This window comes from Paenibacillus tritici (assembly GCF_018207515.1).
Classification (GTDB): Bacteria; Bacillota; Bacilli; order Paenibacillales; family Paenibacillaceae; genus Paenibacillus_AQ; species Paenibacillus_AQ tritici.
On the sequence record NZ_CP073365.1, the window covers coordinates 7462386 to 7487696 of the forward strand.

Here is a 25311-nt window from a genome sequence, read left to right on the forward strand (position 1 = left end):
TTAGTAAGACGTATTATTTTGAATGAAAAGTAAATAATGGAATATAACTTTATTATCTATAAATGTTATATTAAAGTCAAACACAATCTATAGAGTGTTAATAAGGTGCATTTACTCAGTTAAGCTTGTCATGAGGTGAGCCATGATGACAGATGAGTCCAAATCCGAGCTTGTAAAAAGAATCGGAGAGCGCATTCGAAAAATACGCAAAGAGATGAACCTATCGCAAGAGCAGCTTGCAGAACGGTCAGGTTTACATACGAATTATGTGGGACAAGTTGAACGTGGAGAGAAGAACCTCACGCTTGAGACTCTGGAAAAGGTAGTTGGCGGGTTACACATATCGTTGGAGGAATTGTTCCGCTATATTGGACCCATGGAGCAAAAGGATGCTCTTAGTCAGATTATAGAGTTGCTTGTTGAACGTCCGTCAGAAGACCAAATGATGGCGCTTAGTATACTGAAGTCGGTCATGGAGTGGGAAGAGAAGAAGTACAACCTTTAAAATAATGCAAAGATGAAACGCTCCTCTCCCCTTGAACTTTTTTTCTTAACCTTTGGAAAAGGTGATACCTATGACAGACTTACGGAATGCAGTCGGAGACAGAATTCGGGCTATAAGAAAAGCAAAAGGGCTTACCCAACAACAGCTAGCGGAATTATCCAACTTGGATGATGCATACATAGGGGCCGTAGAACGCGGTGAACGGAATTTTTCGATTGATACACTGGAGAAGATAGTTGCCGCTTTGAACATTCAGCCGTTGGAATTGTTTCAAAATATGGATGATCTTAATGAGGTCGAAGCCGCGCAGCGGGGAGCCATTGATGAATATGCAGTTGTGGTTAGTGAGTTAAGCATTAAGCAAATAAGTACTTTGAATAAGATTGTCAGAGAGGTACGGAGAGCTTTTGAGGATTAAACATACCTGAGGTGATCCCATGAATTTACCAGAAAGTGTTGGAAGTCGGATACGTGAGCTTAGAAAAGCAAAAGGATGGACCCAGGAACAGCTGGCGGAAGCTGCATCACTTCACTATAGCTATATAGGCGGGGTTGAACGTGGAGACCGTAATATTTCTTTGGAGACACTGGAGAAAATAATAGCTGCCTTCCAAATTCCCGCTGAAGAAATTTTCCGTTTCGAGGATCATACCAACCGCCGTAAGGCGTTAGATGAACATATGACTCTGATTAGTGGTAGGAGTACAAACGAAATCGAAGCTCTCACCAAGATCAACCGGGAAGTGATGGCTACATTGGATAGCTCTGAAAAAAAAGATGACAGATGAGTCCAAATCCGAGCTTGTTAAAAGAATCGGAGAGCGCATTCGAAAAATACGCAAAGAGATGAACCTATCGCAAGAGCAGCTTGCCGAACGGTCAGGTTTACATACGAATTATGTGGGACAAGTTGAACGTGGAGAGAAGAACCTCACGCTTGAAACTTTGGAGAAGGTAGTTGGCGGGTTACACATATCGTTGGAGGAACTGTTCCGCTATATTGGACCCATGGAGCAAAAGGATGCTCTTAGTCAGATTATAGAGTTGCTTGTTGAACGTTCGTCAGTAGATCAGGAGATGGTACTCCGTATATTAATCTCTATTTTGGAGTGGGAGGACAAGAAGCATATTCTTTAAAAACACTACTTGGACTTTAACGCAATGCCATAAGGTGTTCCTTTCCCAGTTGGCTGGGCGTCACAGACACCCAGCCTTACATTCTCCCTGGAGTCACAGCAACCTCAGGACAGTCACCATACGATCACCCATTATTGTTCCTCTGGAATATCCACAATAATATAATTTTCCTTCAGCTTAGGTTGAGGAACCTCGGCTTCTTTATAAATAACTTCATTCCAATTCCCCTTATTCATCAAACCATACCCCGTGGAAGTGATATGAGGCATCCAGCGAAAGCTTGCGAAGGTCGTAGCTGTAAAATCCGGTAAGGAACCATTCTCCTGCGTAAGAGCGCGGTTAATGAAATACAGGTTATCTTGCTTGCCGGCCTTGTCGCCAGTGAGAGCTTGCCACTTAAGGTAAGCTGTGTTCTGCGTCAATTGATAATAACGGATTACATTATTATTGACCTCGATGAACCGGTCTTTGGTCTTTGCCGGAAAATAATACTGGAGACTGGCGGTCTCCAGAGAAGGTTCAAAGTCCTCCGTGAGCTGTGACACTCTGGGAAGATTAATCGCAGCATTCCTTGCCGTGCTTAACTCGCTGCTCTTCAGATCACCCAACAATTTCGCGCCTGGTTTGGACACAAATGCCGTTTGGGTGTTGGGATTCCAAGTTACGGAACCGTCCAGGGCTTCGGCAACAAAACGTAAAGGAATCATGGTCTTGCCCTTATGAATAAAGGGAGCAGCGCTTAAGGACACGGAGGCTCCATTTTTCAGGGCAGTGGTATGGTTTATGGTCAACTGCAGGCTGGTGCCGCTCCCCTTCACCGTTACTTGCTTAGTCGTATTATTCCAGGCAAACGTTAATCCGCCCAAGCTTTGGAGTGAAGTCAGGCTAAAAAACACCTGATTATTCTTATTAAGAATATCTGTGGTCTCTAATTCGTTATTATTCACAACTACTTGTGTTCCTTTTGGAGCCGGACCCGCTGCGGACGCCGTATGCGCTACCGGTGCCAGCAGCGCAGCACATAGAATAACAGTTGAACCTAGGAGTAACTTCCTCATCATCACAACCTCCTGAATTTTACATTCCTTTATAGTAGAGACGCAAAAAAATCCAAAAAGTTCCTAGTCTAATCCAGCTCCGCACGTAAGAACAGATCGCGGATGAGCGCGTCATCCTCGCAAGCCCGCTTGAAGGCAGTCGCGAAGGCGACAAGCGCGTCACCGTCGGATGAATAGGCGCAGAACATATCTGCCTCCGGATCGAAGCGGACAATACCGGCCAGCTCAGGCATCTTTTCCTCCAGGAATACCGCGGCCAGCGAGCCCCAATCATACCCGTTGCCCTCGAAGCCTTCCTCTTCCCGCGCGGCGAATATTTCGGTTTTGTATATATTAACGTTCAGAATCACCGATTTCCCGCCATTCTCCTGCTCCACGATTATAAAAGGCTTCAGGTCCACAGCATCCGCGATTTCTGCCTGCTTCAGCTTCTTCAGCAATTGTTCCTTCGCCTCATCCGTGAACCGGAGCGCCCCCTCCGTCTCCACGATCATTCCCTGCCGGACCCGGTCATCCAGCCAGTCCGAGATGAAGCCCGGGGCATATCCGCCTGTGCTGAATTCACCGCCGAACGCGATCATTTTGGAATACACCTCAAGATACTGGTCACGGCTCGTATTCGGGTAAGCGCTGGTATAGAGCCAGAACTGGAGATCATACATCAAGGTGGAGCGTTCGTCCGCGTGAAGAGAGAAATGGCCCTTCTCCTCTACGATGGAGGTGCAGATCTTGCGGATAATCCCTTCTATACCGTCCACTTCCGTAACCTTATCGCACAGCTCCTGAAGCAGCGGAGAGAACGGCGCGGACGCTACCTTCTGCAGATCCTCCTGCTTATCCTCCTCCGAGGTATCATAGACCTCCTCGTTCACCAGCCCGCGAATGAAAGTCTCATAGTCCGGGGCCAGGAACGTAATCTCATAGTTGCTCTCCTGGTCCACATGAATCACCTCCGGTTCCCCTTCCGGGCCGCAGTGACGGTAATCCAGCATAATGACATCATGTCCAGCGGAAGGACAATCGCCGAAAACCACGCCGATATCGGGGTAGCCCCACTCCTCAATCATGAAGCGGCTGCCCAGCTCCCCGCAGAGGGAATAGCTTTTGTCACGGCCGATCCCGGCAATTCCGGATATTGCAACATGATCTTCAGACCAGGAAGTGGGTTCATTCACCGGAAAACACGTATTGAGCGGAATCCCGCCGTTATGCTGCTTCATCATGGCGATGTAAGAGGCCGGCAGCTTATAACCCAGCTCCTGCTCCACAGAGGCAATCAGCTCGTCACTGGGCAGCGGGGACACATACTCCTTCAAGGCATAGTCACTGTCCTCCCAGAAGTCCGCGCAATAGTCGAGGAATGCACCAAGGTCTCTACCGCCACCCTCTCTATTCACCTTCAAGGCCTCCAGCGCTTCGGCGCGTCTTGCCTGCTCTCTTGTCTCACGCCGGGCGCCTTCCCGGCTCCACTCCAGCATTCTCGCGGTATCCCCGTCTCCCGGCTCCAGCGCCTCCGCACGTTCAAACGCATGAATAGCCTGCTCATACTGCTTCAGGTGATAGTAGGAATACCCTATACGGAATTGCCACAGCGGATCATCCCCGCCTTCCTTGGAGATGCTGAGCAGGTGCTCCAGCGCCTCCCCGTATTCACCCAGGTTATTGTAAGCTCTGCCTAATTGGCCGATACACTCATAATCTCTTGCATCCGGCGGAATCTCCAGAATACGGTCCACAATCTGCTGATATTCATCTTCATCATGCCAACGCTTCACCTGTTCCAGCAACGCCTCATCCATGCCTTTGGCCCCCTAATTGAACACTGCAAAACAAGCCTGTCCCCAATTCCGCAGGACTGCTTGTTGTCAGTATATTCGCTATTACCCATTCACCGGAAAATCACAAATAGAAACGGCTACGCCGTCCTTTTAAGGTGACCCTATAACAGTCCATCTCAAAAAGAGGCCGCCTCGGCCGGATATCCGGCATCAAGACAACCTCTCTATGAACGTTCAACCTATATTCCGTCAAGCTACTGAATGGATTGCAGGTGCTCTTCGAGCCGGTCCCAGGTTTCGGTGATCCCTTGCTCCATCCCCATATCCATGACCGTCTTAAGCGCTTCCTCCGAATCATACTTCGACCGGCTGACCAGCTTCGTCCCGCCCTCAACCTCTTCGAACCTCATACTGACCAGTGTGGACGGCATCCCTTCCGTCTCATTGCCTTCGGCATCGGAGAAGTAATCGGTATAGTCGAATCTCTCGCCATCGACAATCTCATGGTAGACGCCCTTGCCCCAGGATTCCATTCCGAAGAATTCCCCCTGCTTCTCATCCACACACTTCATACAATAATGCCAGATGCCGCCCGGACGAAAATCAACAGTGCAGAAGGGAACAATCCAGCCGCGCGGTCCCCACCACTGCTTCAGATGCTCTGCCTCAGAGAATACTTTGAATACCAGCTCACGCGGGGCATTGAATACACGTTCCAGAACCAGCTCAAGACCTTCTACTCGGGAAATCATTGTGCCAGACATTCCTAATCCCTCCTGATAGTCATTCATTTGTCTTCGGACTGCAGCTGCCGCAGATAATCATCCAGATTGTCGAAGCGTTCATTCCACAGCTTGCGGTAAGCTTCCAGCCAGGCATCCATAGCCTCCAGCGGCTCCGTACGCAGCCTGTAGTTCCGGCGGTTAGCCGCCGCTTCCACCTCAACCAGTCCGGCTTCCAGCAGCACACGCAAATGCTTCGAGGCCTGAGGCTGACGGAGCGTGAGCCGCTCGGCGATATCGCCTACGCTCATCGGCCCGTCCTTCAGGATCTCAACCATCCGCAGGCGGGTAGGCTCAGCAAGTGCGCTAAATGTCATTGTGTCCATCATTTCCATATTCCTTTTATACAGCCTTTTAGTATCCGGGTACATTCTAAATATAGCTTATCAGGAATATTCCTGTCAAGGAATATTGTTAAGGTTTCTTATCTCTATTTAAGCAGATTTTCACCTGCTTCTTCCAGCGAAGGAAGGAGATTCTTATGATCTATTGGCGATGACATAACGATCAGAATCGTATAATTCCCGTATTTATCACACTGATTCCCAAACTCCTCAAGACCCTGTGTAGAGTCGGACATGACTTTTAACAGATAATTGTGTTCTCCGCTGATGCGGTAGCACTCTACGACATCGGGATGAGCACGGCAGAAGTCCACAAAAGCATGACACTCTCTGGAGTGGAAAAGGATATAAGCCGCAGCCTGTTTCCCGATCTTCTCCGGCGAGATAATCGTCCGGTACTCCTTGATTACCCCGCTTTCCTCCATACGCTTAACTCTTTCCGTTACTGCTGGCTGAGACAGACCTACGCTCTTCCCCAGCTCTGTCATTGAGATTCTCGCCTGATTTTGCAGATGGAACAGAATTTGCTTGTCAATAGAGTCCATTGTTGACCTCTCCTTTAATTTTAAGATTATTTATTTGAAATCCCTTAACTTTAAATGTATAAGGCGGATTTTAACGTTAATGGCTCATGTATTCAAGTTAATTTATCTTATATACTTAACTTACAATAGTAAAGCAGAAATAGTTACTGCTTTAACTGTAGCGAAAGGATGTTGAGTATGCTCTATTCGAACACCATGAACCCTAACCGTCTCCCGGAACGCATTAACAAGGTCATCGACAAGACGTTAACAGACAAGCGTCTGGCAGGTGTTGTCATAAAGGTAGCATTAGACGGGCAACTCATCTATAGCCGTGCTGCTGGTTATGCGAGCCGCGAGCTCAACCAGCCTATGCGGGAGGATGCCTTGTTCCGGCTCGCCTCGGTATCCAAACCGTATACATCTACGGCTGCTCTGATTCTGGTGGCGCAAGGGCGCCTGAAGCTGGATGACCGTGTAGACCGGTGGCTGCCGGGCTTTCAGCCACGGCTTGAGAACGGAGAGACTCCAGCAATGACAGTCCGTCACTTAATGACACACACTGCCGGTCTGACCTACCGTTTCTTTCAGGAAGAAGGCGGTTCCTATGAGCAGGCTGGCGTATCCGATGGCATGGATCAGTCCGGTATCACGCTTGAAGAGAACCTGAAGCGGCTCGCGTCTGTTCCGCTTCTCTATCATCCTGGCACCCAGTGGAGATATTCTATCGCAACAGATGTGCTGGGAGCAGTGATTGCTAACGTTAGCGGGAACACGCTCAGTGAAACGGTCCGCTCACTTATTACTCGCCCCCTCAATCTGATGGATACCAGCTTCGTTGCCGTAGACCCGCAGCGCCTGGCCTCAGCTTATGCCGATGATGTTCCCGGACTGCGGCTTATGGAGAATCCGGACAGATTGGCCTTTGTAGAAGGAACGGCAGGCTTCCGCCTTGCCCCGGACCGGGCGTTAGACAGCACTGCCTTTCCTTCCGGCGGAGCCGGCATGGTAGGCAGTGCCGGAGACTTCCTGCTGCTGCTGGAGACGTTGCGCAAAGGCGGTGCGCCGCTATTGCCGGAGTCTCTGGTCCGCGAAATGACGGCAAACCAGATTGGCGATCTGCCCATGCCCTTCTGGCCTGGACGGGGTTTCGGCCTCGGGATGACCGTCCTTAAAGATCCTGCTGCCGCCAACACTGCGGAGTCCCTTGGCACTTGGCGCATGGGCGGCACCTATGGCCATTCGTGGTTCGTCGATGTCAAGCAGCGGCTAAGTGTGGTAGCCTTCACCAATACCGCACTGGAGGGTATGTCAGGTCCGTTCACGGTTGACCTGTGCAATGCCATCTACGGCAGATTGGACCCGTCATGAACAACACCAATAAGAGCATTGCGATGAGCAGCGGCACAATTGCTTCTCCGCAGCAAAGCCCCCCTCTCCCTGCTCCAGAGCGTCTTCCCTGGGCTGGATTGATTGCTCTGGCAATGACCGGGTTTATCTGTATTCTGACGGAGACGATTCCCGCCGGACTCCTCCTTCAGATCAGTACGGGTCTTGGAGTAACAGAGGCCATGGCAGGTCAGCTTGTTACCCTCTATGCCCTAGGCTCGTTGCTCGCCGCCATTCCATTGACCACAGTAACACGCGGCTGGAGGCGGAGACCTCTACTGTTACTATGCATCCTTGGCTTCCTCATATTCAATACCGTTACTGCCGTATCTTCGAGTTATCCTTTGACCCTTGCGGCCCGTTTCTTCGCGGGTGTGTGCGCGGGTGTCCTGTGGGGAATGATCGCAGGCTATGCCCGGCGCATGGTACCAGAGCAGCTTAAGGGACGGGCTATGGCTATTGCAATGGCGGGGACACCACTTGCCCTGGCGCTTGGAGTCCCTGCCGGAACATTCTTGGGTGACCTTGCAGGCTGGCGTAATATTTTTGGAGTCTTGTCACTGTTCGCTCTGCTGCTAACCCTTTGGATACTCTGGAAGCTGCCGGACTATCCGGGAGAAGCTGCGGATAAGCGGCTCCCGCTAAATAAGGTGTTCACAAGCCCCGGAGTGCGGCCGATCCTGTTTGTCGTGCTGGCCTGGGTACTGGCCCACAATATCCTGTACACCTATATAGCACCGTACCTTACTCAGGCCGGACTATCCGGGCGCGTGGATCTGGTGCTTCTTATTTTCGGGATTACAGCACTTCTTGGCATCTGGTTAACAGGCGTGTGGATTGATCGTCATCTGAGACTGCTGGTTCTGATTAGCCTGACCGCATTTGCGCTGGCATCTGTGTTGCTCAGCATTGGAAGCGGCAAGCCTGTTGTAATCTATCTAGTAGCTGCTGTATGGGGCTTAACGTTCGGGGGAGCAGCCACGCTGCTGCAAACAGCCATTGCTACAGCTGGCGGAGAGAGCGCAGATGTAGCGCAATCCATGCTTGTAACCGCATGGAATCTGGCCATTGGCGGAGGCGGTATAGCTGGTGGAATTCTTCTCGAAACAACGGGTGTTGCATCGTTCCCATGGGCGTTGTTTGTCTTGCTGGCCCTTTCGGTATGGATAGTCCGGCGCAGCAGAACGCATGGGTTCCCTCCCGGAACTGTGGATATCCAGGGCGATAACTAATTTCAATCCAATAAATGTAAGGAAACTTCACCATTCTCGTTATCCACCCCTGGTGCCATCCGGTAAAATGAGGTGAGGTGCATTAATAACACTTCATTGGCTCATTTGGCTCGCGTCTGCTGAAATGAGGTGCACTAATACACTTCATTGGCTCATTTGGACCGCGTCTGCTGAAATCAGGTGCATTTATACTCTTCATTGGATCATTTGGCTCGCGACTGCTGAAATGAGGTGCACTAATACACTTCATTGGCTCATTTGGGTAGCGTCCGCTGAAATCAGGTGCACTTATACACTTCATTGGCTCATTTGGACCGCGTCCGCGGTAGCGTCAAGAAGTTTGTGTAAGAGAGTAGAAGTACCTCCCCGGGTTACGGGTTGGGGGTGCAGGTGTTTCTGGGGGGAGGGGGAACCCCGACCCCCAGAAACTGGATTCATCCGCTATGCTTCATCGGGTGTAGGTACGGAAGGGTAGCGGGATTCAAAGAGCTCAAGGAGCTTTTTTTTAACGGGTTCCATCCCAAAGCCGGGGACGACCCGCTGCGCATGACGTTCATTGTAGTCGAGCATTTCCAGATACACGATTTTCTCCGCCGCATCCATATTCGTCAGACTGTTCATCGGTTTCAGGCGTTTGCGGATTTCCTTGTTCATTCGCTCAATCGGATTCGACGTGTAGATCGCTTTGCGGATGGGCTCCGGGTACTTGTAGAACGTCAGGAGGGTGGATAATTGCTCCTCCCAGGACTTCATTTCTTTCGGATATAGCTTGTTCCACTTGGCTTTGACCGTATCAAAATTTGCCCGGGCCACGACCTCATCCGGTGCCGTATACACCGTCTTCAGGGCTTCCAAGACATCGGTTTTGTGCTCGATTCGGATTTTGGGGAAGGTGGCCCGCACTTTGTGCACCACACAATGCTGCACATCGGCCTGCGGATAGGTCTCTTTAAACGCTGCATCCAGTCCTGGAAGCCCGTCAAACACACCGAGCAGCACTTCCTGCGCTCCGCGGTCGTATAGGTCTTTCAGTACCTCCCGCCAGCCGTTTGAACTCTCTTGACCGCCCACGTAGAACCCGAGGATTTGGCGTTGTCCCTCTTCATCAATGCCCATCGCAAAATAAACCACCTCGCCACGAACCGTCCCCCGTTTGAGCTTCACGTACAGCCCGTCCAGGTAGATCACGCTGTAGCGCTTGCTCAGCGGTCGTTTTTGCCACTGGTGGATATCGTCCAGGACGGTAGCGGTAATGTTGCTGACGGTGGTGGGCGAGTAGTGGCTGCCGAACATGCTCTCAATGAACCGGGCGACGTCCCGCGTGCCCATGCCGCTTTTATACATCTGAATGACGGCCTCTTCCAGCCACCCGTCGCGTCGCTGGTACGGCTCAAACATCTGGGTCTGAAACAAACCCTGACGGTCACGAGGCACCTGAAGATTCTCGATATTGCCGTATTTCGTATGCAGATTTCGCGTGTAATAACCGTTGCGACTATTGCAGTCACCGGATTCTTCGCTGTCCATAAACCCCTGGATTTCAGTGCGCAGAAGGGACTGCATGTTGTCTTTCACAAAATCGTTAACAAGTTTTTCAAATAGATTATTCAGTGCACTTTCGGGTAAAATAGGCATTGGTAGGGTTCCTCCTTAGTGGTTTCGCAATCCTGAGGATACCCTACTTTTTTGTTGCCTGACTAGGCTCCAAATACTGGTACACAACTTATTTTACGCCATCGCGTCCGCTGAATTGGGATGTACTAATGCTCATATAACACCTTATATTTGCACAAAAACAGCCGGGAACCCTCCCGGCTGTTCTGCTTGAATAGCGGTAAATTCCGCTATCTCTCCATATTCCCGTTGCTACCCCTGCTTAAACGGCGCGGTCAGGATCTTCTTCCCGCGCGGGGTCTTTCCCGCCGCATCCGGTTCCAGCGTAACGGCTATAGTATCATAGTCCTTCGGATCAAATGAATAATACAGCGCCCCGTTTCCGGCCTGTGAGATGAAGGTGCCCGCATTCACCGGTGCGTCCCCTTTCATCAGCCACACCTGATAGACCTCCGTACCTGTAAGCTCCGGCAGGTCTTGCGCCTGGATTATGAGGTGGGTACCGGAAGCATCTGCGGCAAGCGTTACCACACCCTTGGCGGATATCCCCTCTCCCGCGGGACTAAGCGTTACCGCTTCGTTCACCTTAAGCCCCTGCAACGGCCCGGTGCCAGCAGTACTCTGCTGCTTCAGCTCTGCTACATTCCCGCGCAGTTGCCCGGTATAGATTAGCAGCAGCAGCACAGCCACAGCTAATCCGAGGCTTATATAACCCCGGAAGCGGGTTGGTCTAGGCGCCGGAATACTTAACTGGGGCAAGCCCTGTTCTGCGGAAGGAGCCTTAACCGGCTCATGCTCCACGCTGCTGCGCTCTGCCGCAGGCTGAACCGTAAGGCCCGCATTCGGCTTAGCTGCCGGAGCCCCGGCCTTCCCGGACTCTAACACCCGTGACAATATGCGTTCCTTCATGCCGGAGGGAGAGTCTATAGGCTCTGAGGCAAGAGGAAGATGGTCCAGTACCTGACGGTATTCCGCTACAAGCTTCCGGCATTCATCGCAATCTGCTGCATGGGCAGCGAATTGCTGCATCTCTTCTGCCGTGAGTGCACCTAGAGCATATAATTCAACCCACTCGCAGAGTTCCTCGACCTGTTCACTCATACACATGATCCCTCCTTGCCCAGTGCCGTACAGACTTGTGAAGCTGCTTCATAGCCAATCGGACTCTTCCCTTGACTGTCCCTGGCGGAATCGCCACAAGCTGCGCTACCTCCTGCTGGGTATAGCCCTGATAATAGATCATATCCATGACCTGCTGCTGATCTCTGCTCAGCCCCAGCAGCGCCTCCCTGATCTCTTCCCCGGCTGTCAGCAGCCCGGCAACATCCCCGGTAAGTGCCGTAAGATCCTGAACCTGCTCCAGATTCCCGAAATCTGCGGATTGCTGCGGCAGTCTGGCATCCCGTTTCCGGAGATGATCTATCGCCAGCTTGCGGGTCACCGTGAACATCCAGGTGAGCAGCTTGCCCTTGCCGAAGTCTATCTGCCCGGCATTCTTCCATAGGCGCAGAAACAGTTCCTGCATGATATCCTCTGCAGCCGCCGGGTCCTTCACGATCTGATAAGCAAAGCTGTAGATGACCCGTTCATACCGGTCATAGAGCAGTTCGAGGGCATTCGAGTCTTTCTGTGCAATAAGCAGCATCCACTGCTTATCGTCCGTGGTGTCATTCAATTGCCATCCCCCATTCAACAAAAATATAGTATTTCAGTGACTCAGCACTGAATATGCTGCATTCCACTGAGTATAACCGCTTTGCAGGAGCGGCTCAACTGCCTGTCCATCTTCCGGAAGCAACCGGCGGCAGTTATTGAAGCCCCGCCCGCTTCCATATATGATAGCTATATTATATACAAAGGGAGGATCATTTCCGTGGCCGTACTGATGAATGAACAGATCAAGGCAGCCGAGGTCGAGCTGACCGGGCTGAAGGGCGAAAGGCTCGGTACCGTATCCAGAAACGAGGCTCTGGCCCTGGCCAAAGCCGCAGGAGCAGACCTGGTCTGCACCTCGCTGATGAGCAGTCCGCCGCCCTGCAGCCTGGTTGCCAAGGGCAAAGGCAAAGCCGCTGCACAAGCAGCGCGCAAGGGGGATACCAGCCGCCCGCAAGGCGGCAGCAGCAACGAGAAGGTGAAGGAGCTGCGCTTCACCGCCCATATTGAAGAGCATGACTACGATACGAAGCTGCGTCAGGCGGACAAGCATCTGCGCTCCGGCAAGCCGGTGCAGCTCGTCGTGAAGTCTTCCGGCGCGAAGGAAGCCGCCGCCGCGAAGGCAGTATTGGAACGGCTGGTGGCCGATCTGAAGGACGCCGGAAGCAAGGCCTCCGGGCTGCAGACCAGCGGTAAGGGCGCACAGGTAAGAGTGAATCCGCGTACGTAAGTTGTCTTATCAAGGCACGCTTAAGCCTGAATTATGGTCTTGGTCCTGTTCGACACCCTTAATCGTTAGGAGTTCAGAACTGGCTGAATTCTACTTCTGTTGTACTTTGTACATTAGCTGACCCCGAAATTGGTCTAATAATTGATTCTGTTGCACTCTGTACAGCAGAATCGTGAACAATCGAGGCTTTCGGGCAGAATTCACGAAAGTCATTGTATGAAATACAACAGATGATGATTTAACTTAGCAAAGTGCGAATTCTATTGCAGAAAATACAATCAGTCTGCAAAACTGCCACAATGGCGCAATGCCGCATAAGACAGCGATAGGAGTCCGCTCACACACAACAGGTGCCATCCTATAAGGACGGCACCTGTTATTACAATACGGCTAAGCAAGCCGTGATCTCAGATCTCTAATCTCTAATCCCTAATCTCTAATCCCTAATCCCTAATCCCTAATCCCTAATCCCTAATCCCTGATCCCTAATCCCTAATCCCCAATCCCCAATCCCCAATCCCTAATCCCTAATCTCCAATCCCTGATCCCTAATCTCCGATCTCCCGATCACCCCGCACTTATTCGCACTTCTTCCGCGCTACTTCCATCCTATTCCGCCGATCTCCCGCTCATATCCCGCGCCCATCCGCGCATCAGCCTCTTCGGTTCATTGCCCGTCCGCTCGCCCGCCAGCCCAAGCCATGGTCATTTCCCAACACCCGCCTGCCAGCCCAGCCATGGTCATTCCCCAACACTAGGCCGCCCGCCCAGCCCATGCTCATTTTCCACACTTAGCCGCTCCGCAAACCGTGCCTTCGTCAGTACATGCAGCAGTTCACCGTTGCACTCTTCATAATCGCCGGTTAACCCGGCCAGCTCACGTTCAGGCCGGAAGCCCAGCTTCCGGAACACCCCGATGGACGCTGTATTGCGCGGATCTGCCTTGGCATATAACTGCTCCAGCCCGATCACATCGAAGGCATAGCCTGCGAGCGCCGCAGCGGCCTCGGTCGCATATCCCCGGCCCCAGTGTTCACGCCCGATCAGATAATACAGCTCTACATCCGGTGCGCTGAAGTCCAGCACGCCGGCACCGCACCAGCCGACCAGCCCGCCGGTCGCCCGGCTGCAGACCGCGAAGGAATACTTGAACGGCAGCTCAAACGGGGTATGATAGCTGAACATCAGCCAGCGGAACAGGCCTTCATACTCATGCAGCGGCATGACCTCCATATGCATGAAGGACAGCACCTCCGGGTTCTGCATCAGCTCGAACGAAGCCTTCAGATCACTTTCAATATAGGGACGGATGATTAACCGCTCTGTTTCGAGCCTCATCCTGGACAATGCCGGATTCATAATACGCGCAGCCTCACTTTCAAGTTCTGTCTGTACCCCAGCATAGGCCAGGCGTCAGAGGCCCGCAAGGTAAAAGATAATTTAATCCGTTTGTCCCCTGCCGTTATTCCACAGCGTGCGGAAGGATGCGCAGTCCCGGATCAGGGAATCGAAGTCCCCTTCCCCCACCAGCCTGCCTTGCTCCATGACCAGAATCTGGTCCACTTCGCTGATGAAGTTCAGCCGGTGCGCGATAATAAGGACCGTCTTATGCCTTAACTCGGCAAACACCGTCTCCATCAGGCTCCGCTCCGTAATATTATCCAGCGCCGACACCGGTTCATCGAGGATGATTAGATTGCGCTTCTGCAGGATCGCCCGGGCGAAGGCCAGCCGCTGCCGCTCACCGCCCGACAACTTGAGGCCCCGTTCACCGACCCTCGTCTCCAGCTTCTCCGGCAGCGACAGCACCTTCTCCTTCAGATGAACCTTGTCCAGCACCGCATAGAGCTCCTCATCCGGGACCTTCTGGTCAAACACCATATTGCCCCTGATGGAGGTGTCGAAGATCGGGCTGTCCTGCGACAGATACGAGATATGATCATAATAGCTGTCCAGACTCAGCTCATCAATATCCGTGCCGTCTACCAGCAGCTTGCCGCCGCTTGTCTTCAGCAGGCCCGTAATCAGCTTGATCACCGTCGATTTCCCGCTTCCGCTTAAGCCCACCAGCGCAACCGAGGTTCCGGGCGCAATGGAGAAGGATAGCCGGTCCAGCACTTGCACCTCCCCATAGCTGAAGGATACCTCCTTGAACTCCAGTCCCCCCTCCAGCCGCGTGATCCTTATACCCTGCTCCAGATTCCGGTCCTCCGGGGCATTCAGGAATTCTTCGAACCGCTGATAGGTCACCCTGTTCAGCTTATAGCCGACGAATAATACGTTGAAGATGGCGATTGGCGTGTAGATTTTCTCAATGAACATGAACAGCGCGACCATGACCCCGACAGAAGCCTGCCCGGAGACCACATTCTTCACGCCGTACAACAGCACAATCACCTTAATGACCGTAATGAATAATTCGAATAAGGCGAAGAAGGATTCATGAATCATCTGCAGCTTTGCACTTTGCTTAATAATCTTCCGTGCCGTTTCGTTCAACCGGCTGATCTCCTGCGCATACTTCTTGTTGGTCCGGAAGACCACCAGCTCCATGAAGCCGCGCACCCCGTACCGGGACATGGCCTCCTGCTCCTTCAGCACCGACGCCTTGATCCGGTAGAGCGACTTCAGCAGCACATGGGTTAACACGAAGATGACCACGTAGCCGCCCGCAATCACCAGCATGATGCTTAGATCATAATAGCTGATGAAGAGCAGGCTGAAGAGAATCGTAGGCAGCAGCTCATGCAGCGTATGGAGAACAAAAGAAAACAGAATGCTGTTCCCGGCCGCCGCGCCGTTCTCAATCACCTTGATCATCTGGCCTGTGCCCATGTTCTGATAGGCGGAATAATCCATTCTGGAGATTTTGGACAAGGCCATAATCTTCAAGCGTTCCGTGATACTGTTGGACAAATGGGCACTCGGATATTCATCCGCATAATTCAGCAGGACATTCAAGCCGAGCAGGACCCCGTAGATGACAATCCAATAGGTGATTTCGCCGAAGCCCGTTCCATCCACCGCCTGGTCGAGAATCCTCTGAAAGACGACAATGCCCAGACTGCTCAAGAGCTGAATGGCAAAGCCGAGGCATATATACAGAGCAACCCACCCTCTGAGGTGGACAAGACATTTCCTTAGCATGATTACAATCTCCAATCTTATCAATAAGGTATGAAAAAGCCGGGACCCCCGCCATTCCACGCAAAGCACCACCTGCATCTGCAGCATAGTCTTCAAGCGGAATAACTCAGTGTCCCGGCTACAAAAAAATGAATGCACAGGCACCGTTCAAGGTTCTAGTTAGGGTATCTTCTCAAAAGGGCAGACTGCCCCCTTGATGGCTGGTACGCGTTCTACCCAGCCCGATAACTAGTTCCTTGCGACGGTACGGAATGGCATCCATTTCACCTCATTTGTAAGATTGTTTAACATTATATTCGCGGGTTATCCCGGCCGTCAACCCCTAGCGCTTAGGTTCTTCTGCGGCATCGGCATCCGCTCCGGCACTGGAATCAGAATCAGAACCGGTAACTGTATCCTCCGCCGAATCATCATCATCTCCGGCAAGCGCGGCCTTCTCATTCCGGCTCCAGGCCAGGAACTCAATGGTGTCCTGATCCTCAGGGTCCAGCTTATTCGCCTTCTTGAAGGCTTTGATCGCCTCATCGTATTCGTCCAGATAATAATGGGCGTAACCGACGCGGAAATGCCACAGCGGGTCTTTTTTACCCTTGTCCGCCGCCTTGTTGAACCATTTAAGCGCTTCCCGGTAGCGGCCCAGATTGTTGAGCGCCCGGCCCAGGTGGACCGCCAGCTCCTCATCAATCAGCGGTGTAGGCACCTCTTTGATGCGGGATACGATTTCTTCAAATTGGTCTTCCTCATGCCACGCATTTAATTGTGCGATTAACTCTTCTCTCATTGCCTGTAGCCTCCCGGATAATAGATCGAAGTCCTCTTATAGTTACTTTATCATTTTCACACCAGGTTTCCCACTGTTGCCGGGCCCCTAGGTCGGGATGATGATCTTGAAGGTGGTTCCCTTTCCTTTCTCGCTGCGGACCTCGATACGGCCCTTGACCTTGTTGATCGCGTTGTAGACCATAAGCATCCCGAGGCCTGTGCCCTCTTCTTTGGTCGAATAATAAGGCTTGCCCAGGCGGGATATCTCCTCCTTCGTCATTCCGATACCGGTGTCGCGGATCGTAATCACGATATTCGGCTTACTCTCGGTGATCTCGATGGACAGAACGCCGTCATCCCTTCCCTGCATGGCTTCTATCGCATTTTTATACAGATTAATCAGGCATTGCTGCATCTGGTTCCGGTCATAATGGGTGCAGAGTGTATTGTTGAAGCTGAATTCAACCGCGACCTTATGGATGGTGGCATACGGCATAATGACATTCTTGGTGTATTCACACTCGGCCTGCAGGTTGGAGTAGACCCGGTTCTCCGATTGCGGCTTGGCAAAAGACAGATAATCGCTGATGATCTTCTCCGCCCGGTTCAGCTCCAGCAGCGACAGCTCGATGTACCCCTTCTCTTCAGGTGTAAGCGTCTTCGAGAGGTTAAGCAGCTGGAGAAAGCCGCTCGTCACGGTTAACGGGTTCCGCATCTCATGCGAGACGCTGGCCGCCAGCTCGCTGACCACATTCAGCCGCTCCGACTGCATGATCCGCTCCCGGTTCCTGAGGTTGGTAAGAATCTGCTCCAGCAGAATCATGAGAACTGCCATGACCACGGCATGGATAGTTAAGGCATAGAAGGCCAGCGTCCAGTACTGCATATCCAGCTTATCCAGGATCAGGCTCAGGATAAACAGATAACAGCCCATAGTCAGGACCACAATGGAGACGGCCCACATCATCCGGCCCCTTGGCTTGGAACGGAGAAATTTCGAGCTTATAGACGGGACCAGAACCAAGACTGCTGTCGAAAAAAGAAACGATTGGATCGTTCCCTCTCCGCCTATGTAGAACCGGTACACATTTAGAATCAGATATAAGGGCAGGGTGTTTTTGTACCCGCCATACAAGGCCGTAATAATGAACGGAACATACCGCAGATCAAAGATGAACCCCGTCTCCAGCCGGATCGGCTTGGCAATACACAGGATCATGGTTATAGCTATGAGCAGTACAAGAATCTTACGGTTGTAGGCGTGGGGCCGGTTCTCAAAAAATATCAGAAAGATCAGCACCGGAAACAGCATAAACAAAAAATTGAGAAGCAACGTCTCAAACAAGGCTAACTTCCTTTCGGCACTACTGCTGGTTATAGGACATGCGTTTGTGTTCTATGCACTACATATAGAACATTACGCTAACCTGATAATATATGTAAAGTAATAGTTCCGCCCGTTTTTTTTGCGTCTGGTAGCAAGGATACCCGCGAGAGATGTCGAATACCTATGCCTTGAAGGCACGATACACCGTCTTGCAGAATAACTGCTACCGAAGGAGTGGATATCCATGGCTTTTACTATCAATAACCTGAAGGACAATTCCAACGTGGTCATCAAAGAGCAGCTCGGCGGCTTCAGCATTATCGAATACAAAGAGGATCTCAGCACCACCACCCGCTATGAAGCAGAGACCAACTTCTTCATGAGCAAGAGCAATATGCGCAATAAGCAGCTCATGATTGAGCTTAACAACAGTGAGGTGATGCTGAGCGCCGGTGCCATGCAGTATATGATTGGCAATATCGAGATGACCTCCGGGATCAAGGGTGTCGGCGGCCTGATGCGGAATATGTTATCCAGTGCGGCTACCGGAACAAGTGCGGTCAAGCCGCTCTATAAAGGAACCGGGACGATTATGCTCGAAACCACCTACAAATATCTCTGGCTGATTGATGTGGACAACGACCATATCGTCATTGATGACGGCATGTTCCTGGCCTGCGAGGCCTCGCTCGACATCTCTGTGGCTGCACGCAAGAATGTATCCTCTGCCGTTCTCGGCGGAGAAGGACTGTTCAACCTGAGCGCACGCGGCAAAGGAATTATCGCCCTGGAAGCGCCCATCCCTTCCGAGGAAGCCATCGTGGTCGATCTGCAGAATGATGTGCTGAAGGTCGATGGCAATTTCGCGTTAATGTGGTCGAATTCGTTGGACTTTACGGTGGAGAAGTCAGGCAAGACCCGCATGGGCTCCGCTGTATCCGGTGAAGGTCTGGTCAATGTCTACCGGGGAACCGGTATGGTCTGGCTGGCTCCGCTCATGAACTATAGGAACTCACTGCTTCAGCCGTCTGGACCCCCTTCATGATGCTGAGGAACGGGAATATCATCATTCCAATGACCTACGATTCCAGGCAGCAGGCGGCGGATATTACCGAGCTGGAACAGCAGTGCAGCCGCGCGGATTCCATACAGTTAAGCTCAGACCTTGAGCATCTCGTCAAAAAAGACGGCGACCATGCGCTGCTCTGTTACCGTGAAGATCAGCTCATCGGCCTGCTTAGCTGGTTCGCTTCCGGCAGCGGTGAGGCGCAGATCAATGGGATGGTCCACCCGGATTATCGCCGTGAGGGCGTATTCCGCAGTCTTGTAGAGCGGGCAGGGCAGGATATCGCTCCACTGGGCATTCACAAGCTTAGCTACAAGATTCCCGGAGGCTCAGAGACAGGGCTCGGGGCAGCCTCGGCCCTTGGCGCCCGCTTCAGCCGGTCTGAGTACGCCATGTCCTATGATCCCCTGACAACGCTGCAGCCGGTGCCGGAAGATCTGCAGCTGCTCCCGGCCACACAGGCGGATTGGGAATTCATGATATCCTGCTCCTCCCAGGCCTTCGGAGAATCGGAAGAGGAGACGCGCGAGTACTTCACTGAGACGGATGAGCCGGAGCGGGTAACGTATATCGCTTGGGCAGAGGGCCGGGCGCTGGGTCTGATCCGGGTCAATTATATCAATGAGGATACGGCATTTATTCATAATTTCTGTATCCTGCCCTCCTGGCAGGGTAAGGGGGTTGGCGGGAAGGTGCTAAGACAGACCCTCGGTCTCCTCTTGCAGAAGCCTTATCCCGTTATCCGCCTCAGTGTAGTCACCGAGAACGTCCGGGCCTTGAATCTCTATATCCGTGCCGGATTCAAGGTTCGTTCAGAGTTCAAATATTATAGCGGCAGCCTGTAACCTGAGCTGTACGAAATTTCTCCAAAGCTTCAAACGTTAAAAAAGCAGTGGTTCTCCCGTTAATTGGAGAATCATTGCTTTTTTGTGTTCTTTGAATAATTAAAGAAATCCTATAATTCCCCTTTATTCGCCAGCTGCTCCTGTGCCAGGCGAACCATCTCCCGGACCATGGAGCCTCCGATTCTGCCGCCGATCTGTCCTGCCGCTTCCGTCGTCAGATTGCCGTTATTACCTGCCTCCAGCGGAATTCCCATTTCTTTGGCCACTTCGTATTTCACATCATCAGGATGACTCGGATCTACGTGATAGCCTTCCTGTCTCATCACCTCAGCCTTGAAGGTCTGCATTCCCCGGGCTGCTCCCGGCACTGCATATTTTCTGCTTCTTCTCGCCATGAACGGATACCCCTCCCTTGCTGTTTACTCTAAGTTGCCCGGGAGAGCAGTTCTTCATTCCTCAGGACTGCATTCCGTCTTCAATCCGCTTCATGAAATCCTCAACCGCGCTGTACCCGAGCTGCTTGAGATACCAGTTATTCGCGGCAGCTTCAATCAGACCGGCTACATCGCGTCCCGGCTGAAGCTGGACCTCAATATGAGGAATCTGAACACCGAGGTATTCGGTGAACTGGGGCACCAGCTCCAGCTCATTGTTGAGCGAATTCTCCTGCCACGGCGCAAGCTCAATATCAAGCACGATCCGCGTCTCATCCTGGAATGCCCTCCGTCCGTATTGCCGAACTACATTAATCAGGCCAATGCTGCGCAGAGCGAGGAACTCACGTGTAGTCTCATTATGCGTTCCCAGAAGTGTCGCCGGACCCAGCTTCTTAAGCACTACAATATCGTCCGCCACGAAGCGGTGGCCCCTTCGGATGAGGGTATGCGCGGTCTCACTCTTGCCGATGCCCGACTTGCCCCGCAGCAGGATACCGATCCCCGATACGTTCACGCATACCCCATGGATGGACAGCTCCGGCGCCAGCGTCTTGACCAGGAAACTGTCCAGCTTGGCGATGAACTCGGTGGTCACCTCCGGCGTCCGCAGCAGCGGAATGCCCTCCTGGTCACAGAACAGCGTCAGATAAGGAATCTCCTGCTGCCCGCTGGTCACGATGAAGCACGGCGGGTGGTATTTGACGATGTTGCCGATATGCAGCATGCGCTCCTCTACACTCAGCGTAAGCAGATAATTGATCTCTTTACGGCCAAGAACCTGCACCCGCTCCATCGGGAAAAAATCAAAGTAACCGACGAACTCCAGACCCGGTCTGTGCGTCCTTGGACGGGTGACGAGACGGTCCATACGGCCGGCTCCGGCAAGCACCTCCAGATGGAATTTCTCCATTAGATTCTGCACGCTAATAGACTTCATGCGGTTCCCTCCCAATCCAATATTTTCCGAAAGATTTAACTAAAAATCTTGTAATCTGCACACGCTAATTATATATTAAAAACAATATATAAGACCTTAGACCCATAAAAATCAATAAATACTATTAAAACCAAGAAGGTGTAATATATTGGCCTTAGCATCGTGGATTGACCTGATCATGTGCTTCATTCTGTTTCTACTGCTTGTCTATATCGTTGCTACGGTTAACATTACCAATCTGCACAAAGTCTATTTAGGGTTCCATTTCTCCATGCTGATCTGGCCCTATTGCCAGTTTGCGATCCGGACGGTCGATGATCCTGTCTTTCAGCTCTTTTATGTGAAGCTAGCCTTCGTGGATGCTTCCCTGCTGAGCCTGGGCTGGATCTTCTTCACCATTCTGCTGGCCGGACAATCCCAATTCCTGAATCGAAAAGTAGTGGCCGCCCTGACCGTCCCGGCCTTGCTGTCATCCGTCTTAGTGGTGCTGAATCCTTATGAATGGTTTGTCCTCCCGGTGAACGGGGGATATGCGGAACGCATCTACGGGCCTGTCTTCTGGCTTAGCATGGCCTTTATTATTGTTAATGCCCTCATGTCCCTGTATGTCATATACGTGGCCCTGACCTCCAATCAGGCCCAGCGGATCAAGAATCAGATTATGTATATGCTCAGAGGCATTGTTGCCGTATGTGCCTTCATTATGCTCGATGTGTTCTTCAATGTGATTCTGGATGATTACCTGCCGGTGATTCCGGGCTTCACTTCGCTGGGCATCGTGGTGTCGGCTACTTTTTTTGTAATTACGATCCATCAGGATAAAGTGTTTGATATCGTCACTATCGCCCACCAGGATATTATCAATACCATGGAATACGGGGTTCTCGTGCTGGATGATCAAGAGCAGGTCGTAGAAATTAACCAGGCCCTGCACCCTTATATTACTCTGGATACAGGTGCAGCGTTCAACATAAGCAGCTATCTGCCTGACGGCCCTGACGAGAAGATTGAACCCTTCCTGCGGAGCTACCGTGATGATCCGCTGGAGACGGCCGGGACTGAAATTCTGTATCCTGTTATTCAAATGTATATCAGCATTCATGCTGCGCCTATCATGGTAAGCGGCATCCGGGTCGGACGGATTGTTACCTTCCAGAATATTACCGAGATCCACCGGCTCATTGATGAGACGAACCATCAGAATACGATTCTTCAGGAACGCAACGCTGCGCTGATCAAGGTGCAGGAGGAGCTGTTCCAGACGAATGCCAAGCTCCGCAAGCTGGCGATTACCGACAGCCTGACCGGCTGCTACAACCGACATTACCTGATGCAGCAATTGGAGCAGGAGGTGCTGCGGACCGGTAATTCTCTGACACCTTCGACTATTATACTGATCGACATCGACTTTTTCAAAAAAATCAACGATCAGTACGGCCATATGGCCGGCGATGTGGTCATTTGCAGTACGGTGGAGCTTCTGCAGCGCAGTCTGCGGCCCTCCGATATTCTGGCCCGCTACGGCGGAGAGGAATTCATTATCTATCTGCCGGATACGGATGAAGCCGGGGCCCGGCTGCTGGCCGAACAGCTCAAAACAAACGTCGAACACAACAGCATCAACATTGATTATATTGATGAACCCGTGTCCATTACGATCAGCATGGGTCTGCTCAGCATTGGTGAATTCAAGGTCCCGCCAGGCATGGATGCGACAACCTACCTGAATGACCTGCTCAAATCTGCGGACAAAGCACTGTATGCCGCGAAGCATCAGGGCCGGAATCAGATTGTGTCGGCACGGCAATAGAAATGCAGGCAAGCTGAAATTTGTTGGAACCTTTTGGCCTCAGTCGCCGTCTAAGATCACAAATAAACCACAAACTACTCTTATGAGGTGACTGAACATGAAGAATACATTCAAGATCATGACTATATCCGCAGCCGCTGCGCTGGCGCTCAGCTTCGCCGGACAACAACTGGCTTCTGCGGCAGCCTTCAAGGATATTCATAACGTGCAGGGCAAGGAGAAGATTATTGCTCTGCAGAACAGCGGCCTGATCAAAGGCATCAGCGCTGATCTGTTCGGCCCGAACCTCAGCATCACAGCCGCCCAGGGGGTGCAGATGATCGTGAGTGCGCTTGATCTGAATCTGGATACGATCCGGTTCGTGAAGGAGCCGCATGCCACCGACTATTTCAAGAACGCGAGTGACTCCGCCTGGTATGCACAGGCGCTGATTATTGCCGGTGTGCACGGCTTGGACCTGCCAGCAGATCTGAAGCCTGGTGAGAAGCTGACACGCGAGGAATTCACACACCAGCTCATTGATGCGATCGAGAACAGCGGGCGGCTGCCGATGATTAAGCCGGTGGTAGTGGAGTATACCGACCAGGATCAGGTGAAGGCCGAGTATTCCGGTTCCATCCAGCGCGCCCTGAACTACGGTGTTCTGAAGCTGGATGCCAGCGGCAAGCTTAACCCTAAGCTGGAAATTACCCGTGCGGAAGCAGCCGTAGCCATTAGTAATGCTCTGGCTTATCTGAAGGCACATCCAGCACCCGGTACGGTGAGCGGGACGATTACCGCAACCGAAGCCGTCCAGTTCATCAAGGACGCTGCCGGACCTGAGGTGAAGCTTCAGATCAAAATTGATCCGAATATGAGCGTAACCCGCGAATCGTTCACCTCTCTGCTGATTAATACGCTCCAGACCAGCGGCCAACTGCCGATGATCAAGCTGATCCCGGTAGAGATCAAGGATAATGACCAGATCAATACCCTGAACTCGGGAGCCATTCAGACCGCGCTTGCCCTTAAGATCGTGAAGCTGGATCAAGACGGAAGCTTCCGTCCGCAGGACGGTGTCACCAGTGCTGACGCAGCGGCAATGGTCAGCCAAGTGAAGGCCATCCTGAGCGGAAAGTCTGCGAAGTAAGCAACCGCCCCTTCATCTTTGCCCCTTCTGCCGAAAAGGCGGGAGGGGCTTTTGCTGTATTTTACAGCATCAGCACCATCAGATCCTCATCCAGATACTCGCTGCCAAGCTTCATCGCCTTCGGCTCTGTGCCGTAGCGGATGAATCCCAGGGATTCGTAGAGTCTTTTGGCCGGAACGTTATTGGAGGTTACGGTCAGCGTCAGCAGCTCCAGCCCCGGTGCAGCCTTCGCCCGGGCAATCAGCTCCAGCATCAGCGCGCGTCCCGTGCCATGTTTACGGGCATCCGGATCTACATATACTGCATAGACATGAGCTTTGTGCTGAATCTTGGGCCTGCTCTCCCGGAACAAGGTAGCCATTCCCACCAGCCTCTGCTCCCCGTCCAAGAAGGCACCCAGGGTGAAATGTTCGTCCGAGGAGTCCAGCTTGATTCGGGTCGTCTCGGTGGACAATTTCACTTCCGATTCATAGGAGCTTAGAAAAGCCTCAGGGTGCTGCTGCAGCGACTGCAAACGAAGCGCCCGGTAGCTTTCGGCGTCCGAGGGGGCCAGTGTTCTGATGTACATTTCCTTCCTCCCTTACAATATGGATGCAATAAATTGACAAAAGGAAAATATTTGGTTATATTTAGGTTTGTAAAATTATATTTTGCGCAATGTAAATTCCTATTCCTATCACTTGAAAAGAGGGACTCGTTATGATGACTGTAAGTTTAATTCTTGTAGCCTTAGTAGCACTAGAGCATGTGTACATACTTGTACTGGAGATGTTTCTGTGGACCACCCCGAGAGCACAGAAGGCATTCGGAACCTCCCCTGCCTTCTCCCGGGAGACGAAGTCGCTTGCTGCCAACCAGGGCTTGTATAACGGCTTCCTGGCAGCCGGTCTAATCTGGGGCCTGCTGCATCCGAGCGCGGACTTCGGGTACCAGCTGCAATTGTTCTTCCTCATCTGCGTGGCGGTTGCGGCGATCTACGGCGGACTCACCTCCAAGAGATCCATTCTGCTGATGCAAGGACTCCCGGCCTTCCTGGCGCTGGCGGCCACACTGATCGCACATCTGTAAGATTCGCGGGCCTATGCAGGCAGCTTCCACACTTGCC

The 25311-nt window shown here is 52.1% G+C and carries 27 protein-coding genes; 12 read left to right on the forward strand and 15 right to left on the reverse strand.

Annotated features, from left to right (window positions below):
- Nucleotides 1-142 precede the first annotated feature (142 nt).
- The 4 genes from KDC22_RS32060 to KDC22_RS32075 all read left to right on the forward strand — a co-directional run bounded on the left by KDC22_RS32060 (nt 143) and on the right by KDC22_RS32075 (nt 1642).
- A complete protein-coding gene (locus tag KDC22_RS32060; RefSeq protein WP_246553160.1) occupies nt 143-505 on the forward strand; it encodes a helix-turn-helix domain-containing protein in 363 nt (120 codons plus the stop codon).
- Nucleotides 506-575: 70 nt separating this feature from the next.
- Entirely contained in the window at nt 576-923 is a 348-nt protein-coding gene (locus KDC22_RS32065; protein ID WP_211721542.1) for a helix-turn-helix domain-containing protein, read from the forward strand.
- A 19-nt stretch (nt 924-942) separates the two neighbouring features.
- Nucleotides 943-1293: a helix-turn-helix domain-containing protein gene (locus tag KDC22_RS32070; RefSeq protein ID WP_173134064.1), complete on the forward strand. Its 351-nt coding sequence runs from the start codon at nt 943-945 to the stop codon at nt 1291-1293.
- Nucleotides 1283-1642 (forward strand): helix-turn-helix domain-containing protein, encoded by a 360-nt coding sequence (locus tag KDC22_RS32075; protein ID WP_173134067.1) that lies wholly within the window; start codon nt 1283-1285, stop codon nt 1640-1642. Before KDC22_RS32070 ends, KDC22_RS32075 begins: the two co-directional genes overlap by 11 nt.
- A 131-nt stretch (nt 1643-1773) precedes the next feature.
- On the opposite strand, the gene KDC22_RS32080 is transcribed toward KDC22_RS32075, so the two are convergent.
- The 5 genes from KDC22_RS32080 to KDC22_RS32100 form a co-directional block, all read right to left on the reverse strand.
- A complete protein-coding gene (locus KDC22_RS32080; RefSeq protein WP_246553162.1) occupies nt 1774-2703 on the reverse strand; it encodes a copper amine oxidase N-terminal domain-containing protein in 930 nt (309 codons plus the stop codon).
- 65 nt (nt 2704-2768) lie between these two features.
- Nucleotides 2769-4499, reverse strand: coding sequence for an Imm51 family immunity protein (locus KDC22_RS32085; protein WP_211721543.1), 1731 nt, complete (start codon nt 4497-4499; stop codon nt 2769-2771).
- Nucleotides 4500-4732: 233 nt separating this feature from the next.
- Nucleotides 4733-5242, reverse strand: a complete 510-nt coding sequence (locus KDC22_RS32090) for an SRPBCC domain-containing protein (RefSeq protein ID WP_173134092.1) — start codon at nt 5240-5242, stop codon at nt 4733-4735.
- Nucleotides 5243-5265: 23 nt separating this feature from the next.
- Complete coding sequence (locus tag KDC22_RS32095) at nt 5266-5586, reverse strand: ArsR/SmtB family transcription factor (protein ID WP_211724279.1); 321 nt, start codon at nt 5584-5586, stop codon at nt 5266-5268.
- Between the two features lie 104 nt (nt 5587-5690).
- Complete coding sequence (locus KDC22_RS32100) at nt 5691-6149, reverse strand: Lrp/AsnC family transcriptional regulator (protein ID WP_173134098.1); 459 nt, start codon at nt 6147-6149, stop codon at nt 5691-5693.
- 195 nt (nt 6150-6344) lie between these two features.
- Here KDC22_RS32100 and KDC22_RS32105 point away from each other — a divergent pair, with 195 nt between their 5' ends.
- Complete coding sequence (locus KDC22_RS32105) at nt 6345-7499, forward strand: serine hydrolase domain-containing protein (protein ID WP_246553164.1); 1155 nt, start codon at nt 6345-6347, stop codon at nt 7497-7499.
- Between the two features lie 23 nt (nt 7500-7522).
- Nucleotides 7523-8749 carry an MFS transporter gene (locus KDC22_RS32110; protein WP_211724280.1) on the forward strand — a complete coding sequence of 409 codons (1227 nt, stop codon included), beginning with the start codon at nt 7523-7525 and terminating at the stop codon, nt 8747-8749.
- Nucleotides 8750-9190: 441 nt separating this feature from the next.
- Here KDC22_RS32110 and KDC22_RS32115 read toward each other — a convergent pair whose 3' ends face one another.
- The 3 genes from KDC22_RS32115 to KDC22_RS32125 all read right to left on the reverse strand — a co-directional run bounded on the left by KDC22_RS32115 (nt 9191) and on the right by KDC22_RS32125 (nt 12038).
- Entirely contained in the window at nt 9191-10384 is a 1194-nt protein-coding gene (locus KDC22_RS32115; protein ID WP_211721545.1) for an IS256 family transposase, read from the reverse strand.
- 231 nt (nt 10385-10615) lie between these two features.
- On the reverse strand, nt 10616-11464 hold the full coding sequence (locus KDC22_RS32120; protein ID WP_211724281.1) for an anti-sigma factor domain-containing protein: 849 nt from the start codon (nt 11462-11464) through the stop codon (nt 10616-10618).
- Nucleotides 11457-12038, reverse strand: a complete 582-nt coding sequence (locus KDC22_RS32125; protein ID WP_246553166.1) for an RNA polymerase sigma factor — start codon at nt 12036-12038, stop codon at nt 11457-11459. Before KDC22_RS32125 ends, KDC22_RS32120 begins: the two co-directional genes overlap by 8 nt.
- Nucleotides 12039-12236: 198 nt before the next feature.
- Here KDC22_RS32125 and infC point away from each other — a divergent pair, with 198 nt between their 5' ends.
- Complete coding sequence (gene infC, locus KDC22_RS32130) at nt 12237-12746, forward strand: translation initiation factor IF-3 (RefSeq protein ID WP_173134101.1); 510 nt, start codon at nt 12237-12239, stop codon at nt 12744-12746.
- A 741-nt stretch (nt 12747-13487) separates the two neighbouring features.
- Here infC and KDC22_RS32135 read toward each other — a convergent pair.
- From KDC22_RS32135 to KDC22_RS32150, 4 genes are all read right to left on the reverse strand, one after another.
- Entirely contained in the window at nt 13488-14084 is a 597-nt protein-coding gene (locus KDC22_RS32135) for a GNAT family N-acetyltransferase (RefSeq protein ID WP_246553168.1), read from the reverse strand.
- Between the two features lie 102 nt (nt 14085-14186).
- A complete protein-coding gene (locus tag KDC22_RS32140) occupies nt 14187-15893 on the reverse strand; it encodes an ABC transporter ATP-binding protein (protein ID WP_211721547.1) in 1707 nt (568 codons plus the stop codon).
- A 322-nt stretch (nt 15894-16215) separates the two neighbouring features.
- Nucleotides 16216-16674: a tetratricopeptide repeat protein gene (locus tag KDC22_RS32145; RefSeq protein WP_211721548.1), complete on the reverse strand. Its 459-nt coding sequence runs from the start codon at nt 16672-16674 to the stop codon at nt 16216-16218.
- A gap of 87 nt (nt 16675-16761) precedes the next feature.
- On the reverse strand, nt 16762-17967 hold the full coding sequence (locus KDC22_RS32150; protein WP_246553807.1) for an ATP-binding protein: 1206 nt from the start codon (nt 17965-17967) through the stop codon (nt 16762-16764).
- 259 nt (nt 17968-18226) lie between these two features.
- Between KDC22_RS32150 and KDC22_RS32155 the strand changes: the two genes are divergently transcribed.
- Nucleotides 18227-19027, forward strand: a complete 801-nt coding sequence (locus KDC22_RS32155) for an AIM24 family protein (RefSeq protein WP_211721550.1) — start codon at nt 18227-18229, stop codon at nt 19025-19027.
- Nucleotides 19024-19893, forward strand: a complete 870-nt coding sequence (locus tag KDC22_RS32160; RefSeq protein ID WP_211721551.1) for a GNAT family N-acetyltransferase — start codon at nt 19024-19026, stop codon at nt 19891-19893. The genes KDC22_RS32155 and KDC22_RS32160 overlap by 4 nt, the downstream gene beginning before the upstream one ends.
- Before the next feature lie 110 nt (nt 19894-20003).
- On the opposite strand, the gene KDC22_RS32165 is transcribed toward KDC22_RS32160, so the two are convergent.
- Together KDC22_RS32165 and hprK are read right to left on the reverse strand one after the other, a co-directional pair.
- Nucleotides 20004-20288 (reverse strand): alpha/beta-type small acid-soluble spore protein, encoded by a 285-nt coding sequence (locus KDC22_RS32165; RefSeq protein WP_211721552.1) that lies wholly within the window; start codon nt 20286-20288, stop codon nt 20004-20006.
- A 61-nt stretch (nt 20289-20349) separates the two neighbouring features.
- Entirely contained in the window at nt 20350-21267 is a 918-nt protein-coding gene (gene hprK, locus KDC22_RS32170; RefSeq protein ID WP_173134126.1) for an HPr(Ser) kinase/phosphatase, read from the reverse strand.
- 148 nt (nt 21268-21415) lie between these two features.
- Between hprK and KDC22_RS32175 the strand changes: the two genes are divergently transcribed.
- Both KDC22_RS32175 and KDC22_RS33675 read left to right on the forward strand, forming a co-directional pair.
- Complete coding sequence (locus tag KDC22_RS32175) at nt 21416-23077, forward strand: histidine kinase N-terminal 7TM domain-containing diguanylate cyclase (RefSeq protein ID WP_211721553.1); 1662 nt, start codon at nt 21416-21418, stop codon at nt 23075-23077.
- A gap of 97 nt (nt 23078-23174) precedes the next feature.
- Nucleotides 23175-24206, forward strand: a complete 1032-nt coding sequence (locus KDC22_RS33675) for an S-layer homology domain-containing protein (RefSeq protein WP_246553170.1) — start codon at nt 23175-23177, stop codon at nt 24204-24206.
- Between the two features lie 61 nt (nt 24207-24267).
- Here the strand turns inward: KDC22_RS33675 and KDC22_RS32185 are convergent, their stop codons facing one another.
- Nucleotides 24268-24774 (reverse strand): GNAT family N-acetyltransferase, encoded by a 507-nt coding sequence (locus tag KDC22_RS32185; protein ID WP_211721554.1) that lies wholly within the window; start codon nt 24772-24774, stop codon nt 24268-24270.
- A gap of 131 nt (nt 24775-24905) precedes the next feature.
- Between KDC22_RS32185 and KDC22_RS32190 the strand changes: the two genes are divergently transcribed.
- A complete protein-coding gene (locus KDC22_RS32190; RefSeq protein ID WP_173134153.1) occupies nt 24906-25274 on the forward strand; it encodes a DUF1304 domain-containing protein in 369 nt (122 codons plus the stop codon).
- Nucleotides 25275-25311: the final 37 nt, after the last annotated feature.